The sequence below is a fragment of the Dolichospermum flos-aquae CCAP 1403/13F genome, from assembly GCF_012516395.1.
Taxonomy (GTDB): domain Bacteria; phylum Cyanobacteriota; class Cyanobacteriia; order Cyanobacteriales; family Nostocaceae; genus Dolichospermum; species Dolichospermum lemmermannii.
Window position 1 is genome coordinate 2,589,274 of record NZ_CP051206.1, and the last position, 17,510, is coordinate 2,606,783.

Here is a 17,510-nt window from a genome sequence, read left to right on the forward strand (position 1 = left end):
TATTAGAATACGAATAGTAGTTGGTAAATAAATTTAAACATGAAGACCATCTTATCAAGTGAAAAAGCATTTATTATTCGGACTGAGCGAGGACTCACAATTGCGGGAACGCGCATCACCCTTTATGATGTAATAGATTTGATCAAGGCTCAGTATCCTCCTAAGTTAATTCGAGATAAATTCAATCTCACAGATGAACAAATTAGTGCAGCTTTATCTTACATTGAAACACATCATACTCAGGTAGAAGCTGAATATCAAGAAGTTCTACAAACTAGAGAAGAAATTTATCAATACTGGGAAGAACGTAACCGCGAACACTTTGCAAAAATGGCAGCAAAACCACAAAAGCCCGAAAAACAGGCTCTTTGGGCGAAACTTGAGGAGCAGAAAGCCCAACGTACCTCAATAAAGCCATGATATTTTTAGTGGATTACAATCTTGATGGATACGCTGTAGTTTTGCTGGGAATCTTGGCGAAAAACGGTTGGCTTGAGTTACTATCTATTCGTTTTGTCACATTTCGAGAAGCGGATTTATCAATGGATAGTAATGACCGCGCAGTTTGGTGTTATGCTCAAGCAAATCAGATGATGATCCTCACCGCTAATCGGAATATGAAAGGTGAGGATTCATTAGAACAAGTAATGCGTGAAGAAAATACAGCAACTTCATTTCCTGTGATTACAATTGGGAATCTTGATCGCATTGACGAATATGATTATCGAGAACAATGTGTTGATCGTATAGTTGAGATTATCATAGATATTGATAATTATTTGGGAGTAGGTCGGCTTTTCATTCCATAAACATCATAAAACAGTTTCATAATTGGTTCAGTGTCAGATATTTGATATTCTCTGATTATCATTATGGTGTTTTTACAGGTTTGATATTTTTGGCTTTATAAAATGTTTCTAAACTATCAGTATCGCCGACAAAACGCCAATGCCAAGGTTCATAACTCACACCTTGAAGATTATTTTTCGGAAAGGAAATTTCAAAACTAAACTTAGCAGCATTGGCTTGTAACCACTGATAAGCTTTGGTATTATCAAAATTGGCTTGGAGATTAGTTGCTGGGACTGTGCCATCGCCAACATCCACCGCATAACCTGTATGATGTTCACTATGATTTGGTGGTGCGCTGAGGGCTGCTCTTTCGGCTGGGGTTTGATTCCGCTGTGCGCCTACACCGAAAAATAACTGCTTTTGCTCTTGTACAGAACGAAAGCCAGAAATTGGAACTAAAATTACACCCGCACTTCTAGCGGTTTGTACCATGGCTTGAAACTTGACAGCGGCAGATTTTCGCATTCTGATTCTACTGTCACCCGTAATTGGGGCTAATTCTGATTCTGGTGCTTCTGAATAGGGAAAATGTCCCAACACTGTATCATTATTATCTGGGGTATTAGCGGCTATGGGTGTAGAACTAATCGGTGCAGCTACAGAATTAGCAGTTGGCTTAGGTGTTGTCAGCGAAAACAAAAAACCACTAGAGACAGCCAGTAACAAAAATCCTGTTAATCCACCTATAATCAAAACCACAGGTTGGACTTTGATCTTACTTCCTGCATCATTTGTATCACGTAAAGCCACTGGGATATCATCACCAGAGAGAGGGTAGGAATTGTGCGGTTTTTTAGGAAACCCAGCTTTATTCAAGTTTTTGCTCCTGTTTGTGTTTAATAGTTAGTTAAAGAAGAAATGAGTTTTGTTTAATGCTTAATTTTGAATTATGGTGTAATTTTGATAAATCTTTTAGAACTATATATCAAGTTAGTGGGATTAATCCTAGTGGGATTTATACTGGGACGTAAATTGCCTAACAATACTTCCACCTACGTAGGTCAATTTCTCTATTGGGTGGGAGTACCTATAAGCATCATCGGTTTTTTACTACAAACAGATTTATCAGGACAGATTTGGATTGCACCGATAATAGCTCACTTGGCAATCTTTCTGGGGGCATTATTAGCTTGGTTAAGAATCAAAGCCCAAGCACATTTCATTGATTCAGTTTCCCCCGCGACAACTCAAGGTAGTTTGATTCTAGCAGCAATGGTAGGTAATACAGGTAATTTGGGTTTTCCCATTACTTTAGCAATGGTAGGTAAAGAATATTTTGCCTGGGCTTTATTTTACGATATGTTGGGTTCGCTGTTTGGTGCTTATGGTTTAGGTGTGTTTCTTGCTGCTAAGTTTGGTAATAATACTCAAAATCAGATGCAAATAGCAAAGGTAATTTTGATTAATCCGGCTTTATGGAGTTTTGGATTTGGCTTATTATTGCATCAAGTCACGCTTCCCTCCCCGGTGATATTTTGTTTGGAAAAATTGGCTTGGGGTGCAGTTGCTTTATCTTTGATGTTAATTGGAATGCGACTTTCCCAACTAAAATCTTGGCGAAAATTACCACAAGCGGGGAGTAGTGTCTTCATTAAAATGCTATTAGTGCCGATGATTTTAGGTAGCACTCTCTCATTTTTTGGTGTTACTGGTAATGCAGCACAGGTGATAGTTTTGCAAATGGGTATGCCTCCAGCTTTGGCTACATTGGTAATAGCAGAAACCTTTGATTTGGATAGAGATTTGGCTGTTACTGCTTTAGCTATGGGGATGATAGTTTTGTTGTTTACTCTTCCTGTTTGGTTGTGGTTATTTTAACAAAAAGTGAAAAAGTAGAGACGTTACATGAAATGTCTCTACAAAAATTCTGGATAATATTTGGATTATGTGACTACTAAATTCAGCTTTTTTGCCAGTTCGGAAGGACTAATAGATTCGTAATGTTCAAAAGGTTGATGAATCCAAGGATTATCAGCCAGATAATCAACGTGATAATCAGGAACAACAACTGAACAAGCTTTATACCAAATTACAGCGGTGCGAATTTCTTGAATGGGAAAATCATGATGTTTCTGTAACCAGGGAACTGTTTCTTGAATAGTGATACCAGAGTCTACTAAATCATCTACTAGCAAAATCCGTGAACCTAAATTTTCACTAGTCATGGTTAATTGACGAGAAATAATTAAATTACTTCTTTTATATGTACCTGCGCCATTGTAAGATGAGGTAGATAAAATTGCTAATGGTTGATTGTATATGCGGGAGAGAATATCTCCTACTCGCAGTCCCCCTCTAGCTAAACAGACGATTTGGTTAAATTCCCAACCCGATTGATAAATCTTTACAGCCAGTTGTTCAATTTTGTGGTGATAATCTGACCAAGAAATGTAAAGGTCTGACATAAGAGTAAAATAAGTGTGTTAATAATTGTTAGTTATCTATTGTCAATTGTCAATTCATAAGGGTGTAATTTATGGTTAAAGATAATTCTGATAATAACGATTTTCACAAATCTCTGTCCAGTGAAAAATTAGATTTTAAAACTAAATTAGCGTATGGTGCGGGAGATTTGGGACCAGCGATTACTGCAAATATTGCTGTATTTTACATGATGGTTTTCTTTACCAATGTGGCAGGAATTCCAGCGGGTTTGGCAGGTAGTATTTTGATGATTGGCAAAATTTGGGATGGTATCAATGATCCTATGGTGGGAATGTTGACTGATAAAACCCAATCCCGGCACTGGGGTCGTCGTCTACCTTGGCTTTTATATGGGGCAATTCCTTTTGGATTTTTCTTTTTCTTGCAGTGGATTGTCCCCCAATTTACTGCTGACAAAAGTAGTAATATTTGGTGTTTATTTTGGTATTATGTAGTAATTGGGATTGTATCTCAGGCATTTTATACTGTTGTGAATTTGCCTTATACAGCCATGACTCCTGAGTTAACTCAAGATTACGATGAACGGACTAGTTTGAATAGTTTTCGGTTTACGTTTTCCATTGGTGGCAGTATTTTATCGTTGATTTTATCAAAAATTATTTTCTCACAAATTAGCGATCGCCAACAACAATATTTAGTTTTAGCGGCTGTGTGTACCGTGATTTCGGTTTTATCCTTGTATTGGTGCGTTTATGGGGTGCGCGATCGCATTTTATCTTTTGAAGCTAAACGGATTTCTTTGCCACAAGAAGCAGAAATTCCCTTTTTTGAACAGCTAAAAATTGTCTTTAGTAATAAACCTTTTTTGTTTGTAATTGCGATATATCTTTTTTCTTGGTTAGGTGTGCAAATCACAGCCAGCATTATTCCCTATTTTGTCGTTAACTGTATGAAACTTAAAGAGGGAGATGTCCCCACAGTCATGATTGCAGTGCAGGGAACGGCTTTATTTATGTTATTTATTTGGAGTTATTTAAGTAAAAAGATTGGCAAAAAAATCGTTTATTTCTTAGGAATGAGTTCCTGGATTATTGCGGCTGCTGGATTATTTTTCTTACAGCCAAATCAAGTTGGTTTAATGTATGTTATGGCTGTAATGGCAGGTATGGGAGTTTCTACAGCTTATCTAATTCCTTGGTCAATGATCCCTGATGTGATTGAATTAGATGAATTGCAAACTGGACAAAGACGGGAAGGAATTTTCTATGGTTTCATGGTTTTATTACAAAAATTTGGTTTAGCTTTCGGGCTGTTTTTGGTCGGTAATACCTTACAAGCTTATGGTTTTAAAGAAGCGGTTGCTGGACAAAGTTCTTTACCTGTACAACCTGAATCTGCACTTTTAGCCATTCGTATCGCTGTTGGACCAATACCAACCGTTTGTTTAATTGCCGGGTTAGTTTTAGTCTACTTCTATCCCATTACTCGCGAAATGCACGCGGAAATCATGTTAAAACTGCAAGTACAACGGCAGAGAACATAAACGCGAATTCTCACCAATAAATATTAACACTATTGATGCTTTTCTAAATACAAACCTACCCAATAACCGAAACTTTGTCTGAGGACAACTGTGTAAAATTTCATTTTTGTTTACCTATGGATGTTTTCACCCAGGGGAAACGCATCTAATTTTTTTTGACAAAATGTAACTTCTATGAATAGATAAAAAGGGCAGTATTACCATGTTAATATCAAGCCAATAAATGAGTATGAAGAAAATTTGATGGTAAATTCGTTTCTATAAGAATCAATAAAATGAGTTGAAGTGGTATTCTCAATAAAACTAAAGAGACAAAATTCACAAAATGAAGCTACCACCAAAAATCACAATAGTAGATCACTTTAAAGATTTAGAAGATAAAAGAGTTGAGAGAACAAAAAGGCATAAATTAATAGATATAGTAACCATTGCGATTTGTGCAGTGATCTGTGGAGTAGATAGTTGGGTATTGATGGAGGCTTATGGAAAAAAGAAAGAAAAATGGCTAAAACAATTTTTAGAACTTCCAAACGGGATTCCATCTCATGATACATTCGCCAGAGTATTTGCGAGAATAGATCCGCAACAATTTCAGAATTGTTTTTTGAGTTGGATAAAATCTATCAATAAAATTACAGAAGGAGAAGTCATAGCAATAGATGGGAAAACATTAAGGCATTCATATGATAAAGGAAAGGATAAAGGTGCGATTCACATGGTAAGTGCATGGGCAACTAGTAATAAATTAGTATTAGGACAATGTAAAGTAGAAGAAAAGTCAAATGAAATAACAGCCATACCGGAATTAATTAAAGTATTAGATATAGCCGGATGTTTAGTAACGATTGATGCGATGGGGTGTCAAAAAGAGATAGTAAAATCAATTGCAGAAAAATCAGGCGAATATATTATCGCACTCAAAAAGAATCAAGGTAATTTATATAAGAATGTAGAAGAAATCTTCAAAGAAGCTATATCTAAAGGGTTTGAGGGATTCAAATATAGTGAATTTCATACAAAAGAAGACAAACATGGAAGAGAAGAGATTCGTCATTATCTCATGTTATCAGACATAGAAGAAAGAATAGATACTGATAAGAAATGGGTAAATCTTCAAAGTGTAGGAATGGTAGAATATATACGAAAAGTTAATGGAAAAACGAAGGTTGAGACAGGCTATTATATAAGTAGTTTGACAAATAATGCGAAATTACTAGGAGAATCAGTCCGCACTCATTGGGGTATAGAGAATTCATTACACTGGGTTTTAGATGTAGCTTTTAGAGAAGATGATTGTCGGATAAGAAAGGATAATGCACCACAAAACTTTGCAGTTATTCGTCATATAGCAGTTAATCTTTTAGGAAAAGAAAAAAGCCAAAAACTAGGAACTAAAAGTAAGCAGTTTTGTGCAGGATGGGATGATGAATATTTAGAGAAGATTTTAGAATGTATCTGATAAAAATCAGAAAATATAGACAAATATAAATATAACCAATTTATTTTTCTGTTGATTCTACAATAGAATCTATATTTTTGATGCCAAAAAATATAGATATTAATATATAGAACTGAACAAAATAAATCCATCATTAAAAATAAATAATTACTCTAAATTTATGAAATTTTTATAATTTTAATAAAGGAATTTATCAGATTTTGAATGAAGTTAGATATTTTCCCATATTGATGCACTAATATAGTATTCTGTCAAGATAATTTAGATGCGTTTCCCCTGAGCTAAACTCCAATTGTAAGTAGACCGGAGCATATCTAGCCAACCGTCCATTTTATCGGACTGACTAATATTAGAACGTAGCTTATATACATAATTTGTTAGCAAATACAAGTCTGTCCCGTTGTTGTTTCCTTGATTTGATTATACAATAGCTATATACAAATAGCAAGTAAATATTTTAAGGTTATGGCTAAGTTTTCTCCAGACGAGTACAGGCACGAAAGCAACGCAGTCTCACTGCTGAATTATCACTTTGTCTTTATTCCTAAACGTCGGAAAAAAGTGCTGGTAGGTTCTATCGCACCAGAGGTTACAGCAAATTATTTGCGAGTTCGTTATAGAAAATAGGTGGAAAATTATTGCTATGGAGATTATGCCAGATCATGTCCATCTGTTTTTAAATGTGAAGCCAACCGATGATCCATCTAGCATCATGAGGAAAATTAAAGGCAGGGCTTCTCATCATCTCAGGAAAGAATTTCCCGAACTTTTGAAAATACCTACCTTGTGGACACCAAGCTATTTTGTTAGTACCGCTGGAAATATTTGCACAGAAACGGTCAAGAAATACATTGAACAGCAACGCGATTAATGTCAATGCAGGATAAATCCTGCATACAGCCTTCATCCCTTGTCTAAAGCACAGATGTAGCTGACTAAGTCAGCTACATCTTCAAGGGTTTTCGGCATTTCCCTTATAAAATCTGGAATATCAATTTCTGTTATTGTATAAGAGTATGTATCTAATCCTTGGTAAATACACTATTTTGCATATATGTCAACAGCTAAAAACAATCATCAAACCAACTTTTTGCAATTTTTTTTAGTTCTAGATCCTTTCTCTAGGCTAATTTTTTTAGGACTTGGGTTTGCTAGTTTTGGTACGGTTGTGATCATTGTTGGGAATATTGTTAATTATCTCACACCACCTCACCTGACTCTAGCGGCTGGAGATAAAACAGGAGAAATTCATATTATCAGTGAAGCTAGTAGTTTGTCAAGATAAAAATGATGGACTGTAGTGTGAGCGAGACGCTCACGCGGGCAAGATGCCCGCACTACCAAAAACCCGTCAAAATAAATTTGACAGACTACTAGCAAATTTATAGGTTAAAATAAATATGGGTGGGTAATGAAGTTATGTAAAATACATCCGTGACTAGATCTGAACAAATATTACCACTGTATAAGAACCCAGAACGGTTAGAAAATCGTTTGGGAGAAATTCCCCCAGAACCGGGGGTCTATTTGTTGCGGGATGGCAGCGATCGCTTAATATATATAGGTAAATCTCGTAAATTGCGTTCTCGTGTCCGTTCCTATTTCCGGGACTCCACTAACAAGACTGAACGCATTAACACGATGGTCAAGTTAGTGACAGAAATTGAATTTATTGTCACTGATACAGAAGCTGAAGCATTAGCCCTAGAAGCCAATTTAATTAAGCAGCATCAGCCCTATTTTAACGTTTTACTCAAAGATGATAAAAAGTATCCTTATCTCTGCATTACTTGGTCAGAGGAATATCCGCGCATTTTCATTACCCGCAAACGTCAATTAGGAAAAGCCAAAGATAAATATTACGGTCCCTATACAGATTCCGGCTTATTACGAGAAATTGTCCATTTGTGTAAAAAGATTTTCCCTTTACGACAAAGACCACAACCTTTATTTAAAGATCGTCCCTGTTTAAATTATGATATTGGTCGTTGTCCTGGAGTTTGTCAAAAATTAGTTTCCACAGTTGAATATGCAAAAATTGTCCAAAAAGTAGCAATGGTTTTTCAAGGAAGGACTCAGGAACTAATTGATATTTTAACAGCACAAATGGAAACTGCTGCCGAAGAATTAAATTTTGAAAATGCCGCAAAAATTCGTGATCAAATTGTAGCTTTAAAATCCCTCAATGCCGCCCAAAAAGTCTCCTTACCTGATGATACTGTATCACGAGATGCGATCGCTTTAGCTGCCGATGACCAACACGCCTATATTCAATTATTCCAAATTCGCGCTGGTCAATTAGTTGGCCGTTTGGCTTTTGTTGCTGAATCTCACGCTGAACCGGGAGCAATTTTACAACGAGTTTTAGAGGAACATTATCAAACAGCGGAAAGTGTGGAAATTCCTAGCGAAATTTTAGTACAACATGATTTACCAGATAGTGATATCTTATCTGATATTTTGACAGAACGCAAAGGCAGAAAAGTCACAATTTCCAACCCTTTGCGACAAAGTAAAGCAGAATTAATAGAAATGGTGGAAAAAAATGCCCAATATGAATTACAGAGAATGCAAAAATTGGGAGATAGTAATCTGCAAGCAACCCAAGATTTAGCTGCTATTCTCGACTTACCAGATTTACCCAAACGCATTGAAGGTTATGATATTTCTCATATTCAAGGAACTAATGCGGTAGGTTCGCAAGTAGTTTTTATTGATGGTTTACCAGCTAAACAACATTACCGACATTATAAAATTAAAAATCCTGATATTAAAATTGGTCATTCCGATGATTTTGCCAGTTTATCAGAAGTTATTAATAGACGGTTTCGTAAATATATTGAAGATCCCAAATTAGCAAGGTTGGGTAATGCTGACTGGCCTGATTTAATGATGATTGATGGTGGTAAAGGTCAATTATCTGCTGTTGTGGGTATTTTACAGGAAATGAATCTATTCGCAGATTTGCGGGTTGTCAGTTTAGCAAAAAAGCGAGAGGAAATCTTTTTACCCCACTCATCAAAACCTTTAGAAACGGACTCAGAACAGCCAGGAGTCCAGTTATTAAGAAGATTACGAGATGAAGCCCATAGATTTGCTGTGAGTTTTCATCGGCAGCAAAGAAGTGATAAACTCAAGCGATCGCATTTAGATGAAATTCCTGGTTTAGGACAACATCGGCAAAAGTTGCTATTAGCTCATTTTCGCTCAGTTGATTATATTCGTCAAGCCACTCCTACACAATTAACTGAAGTTCCCGGAATTGGTTCACGGTTAGCGCAAGATATTTATGATTATTTCCATCCTGTTTAAATATATTTTTTAAGAGATACGAACCACAGAGGCACAGAGGACACAGAGGGAAGAGATTTTTTACTCAGTTGTCTTGACTCCTGATTCATTCTGTATTATTAATCAACGTTGTAAATACCATAGTGTTACCAGATGAAAATTAGCTTGTGCATGATTGTTAAAAATGAAGAAACTACCTTGCCAAAGTGCTTAGGAAGTGTTAAAAATTTTGTTGATGAAATTGTAGTTCTGGATACGGGTTCAACTGATAAAACAACTCAAATCGCTCAACAATTTGGGGCTAAAGTTCATTATTTTACATGGAATAATAATTTTAGTGATGCAAGAAATGAGGCTTTAAAATATGTCACAGGTGACTGGATTTTAGTTTTAGATGCTGATGAAACTTTAACACCAGAAATTATTCCTTTTTTGGAAGTGGTTATTAATAAAGAAGAATATCTAGTTATTAATCTGGTGCGTCAAGAAGTCGGTTCAACACAATCACCTTATTCTCTGGTTTCTCGACTATTTCGTCATCATCCAGATATCTATTTTGATCGTCCTTATCATGCTTTAATTGATGATAGTGTCATGGCAATTTTAGCCAAAGAAGCAAATTGGGAAATAGGTTATTTACCAGGGGTAGCAATTCTCCATACCGGTTATCAAAAAGCTGTAATTAATGAACAGAATAAATCTGCTAAAGCCGCAGCCGCAATGGCAGAGTTTTTGGCAAATCATCCTAATGATGCTTATGTTTGTAGTAAGTTGGGGGCTTTGTATATGCAAATGGGGAAGATTAATGAAGGTATGGAGTTATTGAATCATGGATTAAATCAAATTATTGGTAATCAGGTTAATGAAGATAAAAAACCATTAAGTAAATTCAAATATTCGCAGTCACAAAAAGTTGAAGTTGCTTTTGATGAAGATATAAATTATGATATTTTGTATGAATTGCATTACCATTTAGGAATTGCTTATACAAATTTAAAAAATTTGCCCCCAGCCATTTCTCATTATCAAGCTGCGGTAAAATTGCCTATTTATCCGCTTTTAAAATTAGGAGGATATAATAATTTAGGGAATTTATTCAAAAATATGGGGAATTTTTCAGAAGCAAAAATTGCTTATGAAACAGCCATAAAAATTGATCCTAATTTTGTAACTGGTTATTATAATTTAGGGATGGTATGTAAAGCCATGGGATTATTTGCTGAAGCTATTGATGCCTATAATAACGCCATTAATTTGAATCCTGATTATGCAGAAGCTTATCAAAATTTAGGGGTTGTACTGTTGAAAATTGGCGATGTTCAAGGTAGTTTAGAAGCTTTTGAATATGCCATTTCTCTCCATGAATTAAACAACCCTGAAGAAGCACAAAGACTTCATCAGGGTTTAAAGGAAATGGGTTTGTTGTAATTTCTAAATCCGAGAACGCACGAATTTCTCTAATCTATCCATTCCCTTTTCAATTGTCGTCATATCAGTAGCGTAGGAAAGACGAATGTTTTTATCAGCACCGAAAGCAACACCGGGAATAAGTGCAACTTGATGTTCTGCTAATAAAGCATCACAAAATTCCAGGGATTTCAAGCCGGTTTTGCTGATATCAGGGAAGAGGTAAAATGCACCGTCTGGTTTAGCGGTACTCAAACCCGGAATAGCTTTGAGTCTTTCAAACATTACCTGACGACGTTTAGCGAAAGCTTGACGCATTTCCTCTACACAGTCTTGGGAACTTTCCAATGCTGCGATCGCTCCATATTGAGCAAAAGTACACACATTTGATGTACTATGTCCCTGAATGGTACTAGCGGCTTTGATAATTTCCACAGGTCCAGCTAAATAACCCAAGCGCCAACCGGTCATTGAGTAACCTTTAGCGAAACCGCTACTAATTAAGGTGCGAGAAAAAATTTCCTCACCTAAAGAACCAATGCTGATATGTTCTGCACCATCATAGAGAATCTTCTCGTAAATCTCGTCAGACACAACATAGATATCTGCATCAACTATTACCTGCGCCAAGGCTTTAATTTCCCCTGGCGTGTATACCATCCCTGTGGGGTTAGAAGGGGAGTTAAGAACAAATAACTTGGTTTTTGGGGTAATAGCTTTTTTTAGCTGCTCTGGGGTGATTTTGTAGCCAGTGGAAGCATCTGTTTCCACAATCACAGACTTACCACCAACTAATGTCACCATTTCGGGATAACTTAACCAGTAGGGAGAGGGAATAATTACCTCATCACCTGGGTCAATCAGTGCCACAATCAAATTATACAGAGAATGCTTACCGCCATTGGTGACAAGGACATTCTCTGCCTTATAATTAAGACCATTATCATTTTTTAGCTTGTGGGCGATCGCTTCCCGTAATTTTGGTTCTCCAGCGGCTGGACCATACTTGGTTTTACCTTCATCCAAAGCCTTTGCGGCTGCGGCTTTGATATGCGCTGGCGTGTCAAAATCCGGTTCACCTGCGCTAAAACTACAAACATCTATCCCCTCAGCTTTCATGGCCTTAGCTTTCGCTGCAATGGCTAAGGTGATGGAGGGAGTTACCTGACTTACTCTTGCTGCCAGCTTCATTCTACTTTAATTTCGCCAATATCCTTTCTATCTAAGGATATCCCAGAATCCTATCCGATATTTGCCCTTTCTAAATTCTTTTCTCACCCAGGTAGGGACAATTTAATTTACTTCCAGACTTGACAAGACGAAAATTTTGGTTTACACTTATGTTAGGAGTAGAAATCTGTCCGCGCATATATAGTGATTTTTGGGATTGTCAGAATTAGGATTTACAGGATGTTGATTTGTGATGGAGATTTTCACTTTTTCCATTATTCTTCATGTCAAGACTTGACAAGGCGAAAAATTTGGTTTACACTTATGTTAGGAGTGGAAATCTGTCCGCGCCTATATAGTAATTTTTGGATCGTCTGAATCAGGATTTACAGGATTAAAGGATATACAGGATGGTAATTTTTAGATGGTTTGTTGGTGATGAAAGTTGTATTTGTCTGATAGCGAAGCGTGGCGTAGCCATATCAGGATAACTAGGATTAAAGGATTAACAGGATGGTAATTTTTAGATGGTTTAAATTATTCAAAAACAATCATTCAATAACATCCTGAAAAATCACCAACTCCCCACCAAAAATCATCCAATAACATCCTGCAAATCCTCAAATCCTGAACATCCTGATTCTGACAAATAAAAATCACCAACTCCCCACCAAAAATCATTCAATAACATCCTGTACATCCTTTAATCCTGGAAATCCTGATTCAGACAAAAAAATCACCAACTCCCCACCAAAAATCATTCAATAACATCCTGTACATCCTTTAATCCTGGATATTATCTCGACTTCGCTCGATAACCACCTGATTCTGACAATTAAATAAACTTACTTGTCCATCTCAGATTTTAACCATGTTTCCAAATCATTAATATCCGTAAAATCTAATAATGCTTCTCCTAGCTTTTCCAGTTGTTCTATATTCAAACTGTTGATATTTTCGATGTAAATATCTTTCAATTTTCCAAATCTTTTTGATAACTGACGTATTAATAAAATCATCTCACCATTCTGCCTACCTTCTTCTCTACCTTCCTGTCTACCTTCTTCTCTACCTTCCTGTCTACCTTCCTGCTTGGCTTCTTGATATACTCTTGTTTGCTTAATATCACTCACTAAAAACATTGCTTCTATCTCCTGACGGCTTAATTGTGAAAATTTGGACAATAAAACAGTCTCCAACAATTCTATAATACCTTGTTTTTCTCTGTCATTCTCAACTTCTGTCTTAGTTCTGTCCAAGAGAGTTTTAACTAATTCCGGTGCTTGTACTTCCTGACTGATAATTAACTCAATTAACCCCATACCAATTGAACCCGGTGGTAATTCATCTAAATAAATTCGTTTAATTCTCCCACTATTAATCAATTCCTGTTGATAAGCAGTTAATTCTCTGATATCTAGACTCCCTTTCGCAAATAAAGCCACTGCTTGCCAATCTTGTACAGGTTTAAATTGATTGAGATAAATGTTGATTTCTGCGATTAATTCCCAGTAAAAGTTCGGTTTTGGTTGAAATTGCACTTCTACAAAATAGATGGGTTTTTCTACACTATCTGCCATAAAAATCCCATCAAATCGAAATGCTTTTTCTTTCACTTCCACAGAGGTAAATTTATAATCTGTGGCGTTTTCTGTAGGTTCTCCCAGAATTTCAAATAATAGGGTGTGAAAAGTGAGGAAGATTTGATAAAATATTGTGTCTGTGTGCATTATTCCTGATTTTGATATTTCTTAATTACTTATTTATCTGGTGATTTTAACCATCTTTCCCAGTTCTCCATCTACTGTAATTGCATCTTCATTCTCAGATACAAGATAACGTCTTGGTATTTTGGTTATGAGGACAAATTTTATTTTCCTATTTCCCTGCTTGGAGGGATTTATTTGGGAAATAATTATCTTGATAAATAAAAACCTTATATATATGGGCGCACACTTTCCCAATCCTACCATAAGCATACCCGAAACTCGGAACACTGTCAACCCCCCTAGCTGAAATTACCAAAACTCGTTACATTATTGATAAAATTCTCAATAATAATGAGAATAAACCCCCAATAATTGAGAATGTTCTTTTTTGCCAAAATCCCATACAAATAACTTATAGAAATATTCGGTAAGTGTAAAACTCAGTGGCTTCAAGATATAAGCGAATGGTAGTCAAAATTGGAGATTATAGATGATCCAAAGCTTTTGATTTAGCTAGAAACATAATGTTTTTTAGATAAAAGTCAAAGATCGCTCACAGTTGTGCAAGACTAGAAGAAAGAAATATGTTTAGAAAAACTAATTTAAACTAATAATTATGCTAGGTGCGATATCTGGTGATGAATTAACTCCGCTCCTGGGGCAAATCTATGGTAAAAATAAATATGCAATATAATAGTATAATTATCACCATAGCCACAGTTAATTTTGATAATATAGTCAGTTTCTATACTCAATTACTAGAACAAAAACCAAAGAAACTAATTCCCCATATCTATGCTGAATTTCAAATTTCTGGCTTAAAATTAGGGATTTTTAAACCCAAATCGGCAAACGAACCGGAATTTGTCACTTATGTCCAAAGTCCGCTAAGTTTGTGTTTAGAAGTGAATAATCTAGAAACCGCTATATCTCACCTGACATCTTTAGGCTGTACCCCACCCGGAGCGATTTCTACAGCTTCCCACGGTCAAGAAATTTATGCCTACGACCCCGACGGCAACAGATTAATTTTACACCAATCTCATCAAGAGGGAACAGGGAACAGGGAACAGGGAACAGGGAACAGGGAACAAGCAAATATTATTACCACTGACAACTAACAACTGTACGGGCGAAGCATTTGGAGAACTATTTTTGGCAATGACCGATAATTTATCTTCCAAATGCTTCGCCCCTACTAACAACTAACAAACAATAAATGTCAATAACACAAAACTACAAATTAAATCTGATCCAATGGTATCCAGGCCACATTGCCAAAGCTGAAAAAAATCTCAAAGAACAGTTAAAACGGGTTGATGTGGTTTTAGAAGTCAGAGATGCTCGCATTCCCATAACCACAAATCACCCACAAATGAATGAATGGGTAGGGACGAAAACACGGATATTGGTACTGAACCGGGTAGATATGATTCTGCCACAAGTGCGATCGCGCTGGATAGAGTGGTTTAAAAATAGAGGCGAAGTTCCATATTTTACCAACGCTCAACATGGTCAAGGTATCACCGCCATTACCAAAGCTGCCCAAGCAGCGGGTATAGAACTTAACCAACGCCGCACAGATAGGGGAATGTTACCCCGTCCTGTTCGGGCTGTCGTGATTGGCTTTCCCAATGTCGGTAAATCAGCTTTAATTAACCGTTTAATTGGTAAGCGAGTTGTAGAAAGCGCAGCCCGTCCAGGTGTTACCCGGCAACTGCGGTGGGTAAGAATTTCTGATCAGCTACAATTACTAGATGCTCCTGGTGTTATTCCTGCCAGACTTGACAGCCAAGCCGCAGCCATCAAATTAGCTATTTGTGATGATATCGGTGAAGCAGCTTATGATAATCAACTGATAGCCGCAGCCTTCGTAGATATACTGAATGAACTTCAAGAAACGCATTCTAATTCATTACCACCACATCCATTACTTACACGATATGATCTCGATTCCATCATTTATACAGGAGAAGAATATTTACAAGTTTTAGCAGAGCATCGCTATAAAGGAGATGTAGAACGCGCAGCCAGACAAATGATCACTGATTTTCGGAAAGGATTTTTTGGAAATATATCTTTAGAATTACCGCCAATGTAACCGCTAATTTGTATTTATCTGGTAGTAAAAGTCAAAACTAAGTAGGACGGCTTGAATAATTCAAAGTTTGTAGTGAGGAAAGATAAATAATTATCCCCGCAAAACTATTGTTGATTATTTTCTCTCGAAGTCAATTTTCGTGTTAGCTTCTTTGATGAATGTGTGTAAGACTGGAAAGCTACCTCAAACTATTTTTTAATGGGAGGTCAGGTAATGGCTATAGCTACCATTAATCCCACCACTGGGGAAACGCTCAAAACTTTTGAGCCACTAAATGATACAGAAATTGTTGCTAAGTTAGATTTGGCAGGAAAGGCTTTTGAAGGATACCGTCAGACGAGTTTTATAGAGCGATCGCACTGGTTAGAACAAGCAGCAACTATTTTAGACCAAGAAAAGGCAGATTTAGGGAAATTGATGACCCTGGAAATGGGTAAACCATTAAAAGCGGCGATCGCAGAAGTTGAAAAATGCGCCCTGGTTTGTCGTTATTATGCCGAAAATGCCCCTAGTTTTCTAGCTGATGTCACCATCAAAACCGATGCTAGTCATAGTTTTGTAAAATATCAACCTTTAGGGGTAATTCTCGCTGTCATGCCTTGGAATTTTCCATTTTGGCAAGTTTTCCGGTTTGCTGCACCAGCACTCATGGCAGGCAATGTGGGGCTACTCAAACACGCTTCCAATGTGCCACAGTGCGCCCTGGCGATCGAAGATATTATCCGCCGTGCAGGTTTTCCCCCAGGTGTATTTCAAACATTATTAATTGGTGCTTCTCAAGTTGCCAATCTCATGGCTGATGATCGCATCAAAGCCGCAACCTTGACAGGTAGTGAACCAGCCGGTGTATCCCTCGCCGTTGCATCTGGGAAACAAATCAAAAAAACTGTTTTAGAATTGGGGGGCAGTGACCCATTTATTGTTTTAGAAAGTGCCGATTTAGAAACAGCAGTTAGCACCGCAGTAACAGCAAGAATGTTAAATAATGGACAATCTTGTATTGCTGCGAAACGTTTTATTATTGCTGAATCTGTGGCTGATCAATTTGAAAAATTGCTGTTAGAAAAATTTCAAGCCCTGAAAATTGGTAATCCAATGGCAGCAGATACAGATTTGGGACCATTGGCAACTCCTGATATTCTCCAAGAATTAGACGAACAAGTTAAAAATGCGGTCAAAAGTGGTGGTAAAGTCCTCACAGGTGGACACCCGTTAACAGAAATGTCGGGGAACTTTTATCCGCCCACAATTATCATAGATATTCCTGTAGATACACCAATTGCCCAAGAGGAATTTTTTGGCCCAGTGGCATTATTATTCCGAGTTCCTGATATCGAAGCAGCAATTACATTAGCTAATGATAGTCCCTTTGGTTTGGGTGCAAGTGCATGGACAACAAATACAGAAGAACAAAATCGCCTAATTCAAGAAATTGAAGCTGGTGCAGTATTTATTAACAGCATGGTTAAATCAGATCCTCGTTTACCTTTTGGGGGAATTAAGCGTTCTGGTTACGGTAGGGAGTTGAGTATTCAAGGTTTACATGAATTTGTGAATATCAAGACAGTTTGGGTGAAATGATTGTTTTTTTGA

16 protein-coding genes and 1 pseudogene are annotated in these 17,510 nt (G+C 36.9%); 12 read left to right on the top strand and 5 right to left on the bottom strand.

Annotation, left to right across the window (positions count from 1 at the left end):
* Positions 1-39 precede the first annotated feature (39 nt).
* Together HGD76_RS12735 and HGD76_RS12740 are read left to right on the top strand one after the other, a co-directional pair.
* The gene (locus tag HGD76_RS12735; protein ID WP_168696014.1) at positions 40-420 is read left to right on the top strand and encodes a DUF433 domain-containing protein; all 381 of its coding nucleotides are present in this window, start codon (positions 40-42) and stop codon (positions 418-420) included.
* A complete protein-coding gene (locus HGD76_RS12740) occupies positions 417-809 on the top strand; it encodes a DUF5615 family PIN-like protein (protein ID WP_168696015.1) in 393 nt (130 codons plus the stop codon). Before HGD76_RS12735 ends, HGD76_RS12740 begins: the two co-directional genes overlap by 4 nt.
* 61 nt (positions 810-870) lie before the next feature.
* Here HGD76_RS12740 and HGD76_RS12745 read toward each other — a convergent pair whose 3' ends face one another.
* Positions 871-1,668, bottom strand: coding sequence for a M15 family metallopeptidase (locus tag HGD76_RS12745; protein WP_168696016.1), 798 nt, complete (start codon positions 1,666-1,668; stop codon positions 871-873).
* Positions 1,669-1,752: 84 nt separating this feature from the next.
* Between HGD76_RS12745 and HGD76_RS12750 the strand changes: the two genes are divergently transcribed.
* Positions 1,753-2,670 (top strand): AEC family transporter, encoded by a 918-nt coding sequence (locus HGD76_RS12750; protein WP_168696017.1) that lies wholly within the window; start codon positions 1,753-1,755, stop codon positions 2,668-2,670.
* Positions 2,671-2,735: 65 nt separating this feature from the next.
* On the opposite strand, the gene HGD76_RS12755 is transcribed toward HGD76_RS12750, so the two are convergent.
* Positions 2,736-3,257: a phosphoribosyltransferase gene (locus HGD76_RS12755; RefSeq protein WP_168696018.1), complete on the bottom strand. Its 522-nt coding sequence runs from the start codon at positions 3,255-3,257 to the stop codon at positions 2,736-2,738.
* A 71-nt stretch (positions 3,258-3,328) separates the two neighbouring features.
* Between HGD76_RS12755 and HGD76_RS12760 the strand changes: the two genes are divergently transcribed.
* On the top strand, positions 3,329-4,780 hold the full coding sequence (locus tag HGD76_RS12760; RefSeq protein ID WP_168696019.1) for an MFS transporter: 1,452 nt from the start codon (positions 3,329-3,331) through the stop codon (positions 4,778-4,780).
* A gap of 325 nt (positions 4,781-5,105) precedes the next feature.
* A complete protein-coding gene (locus tag HGD76_RS12765) occupies positions 5,106-6,239 on the top strand; it encodes an ISAs1-like element ISAsp2 family transposase (RefSeq protein ID WP_168694588.1) in 1,134 nt (377 codons plus the stop codon).
* A gap of 261 nt (positions 6,240-6,500) precedes the next feature.
* Here the strand turns inward: HGD76_RS12765 and HGD76_RS26270 are convergent, their stop codons facing one another.
* A complete protein-coding gene (locus HGD76_RS26270; protein ID WP_407644780.1) occupies positions 6,501-6,629 on the bottom strand; it encodes a helix-turn-helix domain-containing protein in 129 nt (42 codons plus the stop codon).
* Positions 6,630-6,704: 75 nt separating this feature from the next.
* Here HGD76_RS26270 and tnpA point away from each other — a divergent pair.
* The 4 genes and pseudogenes from tnpA (at position 6,705) to HGD76_RS12790 (ending at position 10,958) form a co-directional block, all read left to right on the top strand.
* Positions 6,705-7,110, top strand: a pseudogene (gene tnpA / locus HGD76_RS12775) (IS200/IS605 family transposase).
* A gap of 183 nt (positions 7,111-7,293) precedes the next feature.
* Positions 7,294-7,524, top strand: a complete 231-nt coding sequence (locus tag HGD76_RS12780) for a hypothetical protein (protein WP_210967632.1) — start codon at positions 7,294-7,296, stop codon at positions 7,522-7,524.
* Positions 7,525-7,673: 149 nt separating this feature from the next.
* Entirely contained in the window at positions 7,674-9,551 is a 1,878-nt protein-coding gene (gene uvrC, locus HGD76_RS12785) for an excinuclease ABC subunit UvrC (protein ID WP_168696021.1), read from the top strand.
* A 132-nt stretch (positions 9,552-9,683) separates the two neighbouring features.
* Positions 9,684-10,958 carry a tetratricopeptide repeat protein gene (locus HGD76_RS12790; protein ID WP_168696022.1) on the top strand — a complete coding sequence of 425 codons (1,275 nt, stop codon included), beginning with the start codon at positions 9,684-9,686 and terminating at the stop codon, positions 10,956-10,958.
* 3 nt (positions 10,959-10,961) lie between these two features.
* On the opposite strand, the gene HGD76_RS12795 is transcribed toward HGD76_RS12790, so the two are convergent.
* A complete protein-coding gene (locus HGD76_RS12795) occupies positions 10,962-12,128 on the bottom strand; it encodes a pyridoxal phosphate-dependent aminotransferase (protein ID WP_168696023.1) in 1,167 nt (388 codons plus the stop codon).
* Positions 12,129-12,952: 824 nt separating this feature from the next.
* Positions 12,953-13,837 carry an Rpn family recombination-promoting nuclease/putative transposase gene (locus tag HGD76_RS12800; protein ID WP_168696024.1) on the bottom strand — a complete coding sequence of 295 codons (885 nt, stop codon included), beginning with the start codon at positions 13,835-13,837 and terminating at the stop codon, positions 12,953-12,955.
* A 662-nt stretch (positions 13,838-14,499) separates the two neighbouring features.
* Between HGD76_RS12800 and HGD76_RS12805 the strand changes: the two genes are divergently transcribed.
* From HGD76_RS12805 to HGD76_RS12815, 3 genes are all read left to right on the top strand, one after another.
* Entirely contained in the window at positions 14,500-14,937 is a 438-nt protein-coding gene (locus tag HGD76_RS12805; RefSeq protein WP_148760605.1) for a VOC family protein, read from the top strand.
* A gap of 98 nt (positions 14,938-15,035) precedes the next feature.
* Positions 15,036-15,917, top strand: a complete 882-nt coding sequence (gene ylqF, locus HGD76_RS12810) for a ribosome biogenesis GTPase YlqF (protein WP_015080811.1) — start codon at positions 15,036-15,038, stop codon at positions 15,915-15,917.
* A gap of 213 nt (positions 15,918-16,130) precedes the next feature.
* Positions 16,131-17,498 carry an NAD-dependent succinate-semialdehyde dehydrogenase gene (locus HGD76_RS12815; protein ID WP_168696025.1) on the top strand — a complete coding sequence of 456 codons (1,368 nt, stop codon included), beginning with the start codon at positions 16,131-16,133 and terminating at the stop codon, positions 17,496-17,498.
* The last annotated feature ends 12 nt before the right edge of the window (positions 17,499-17,510 follow it).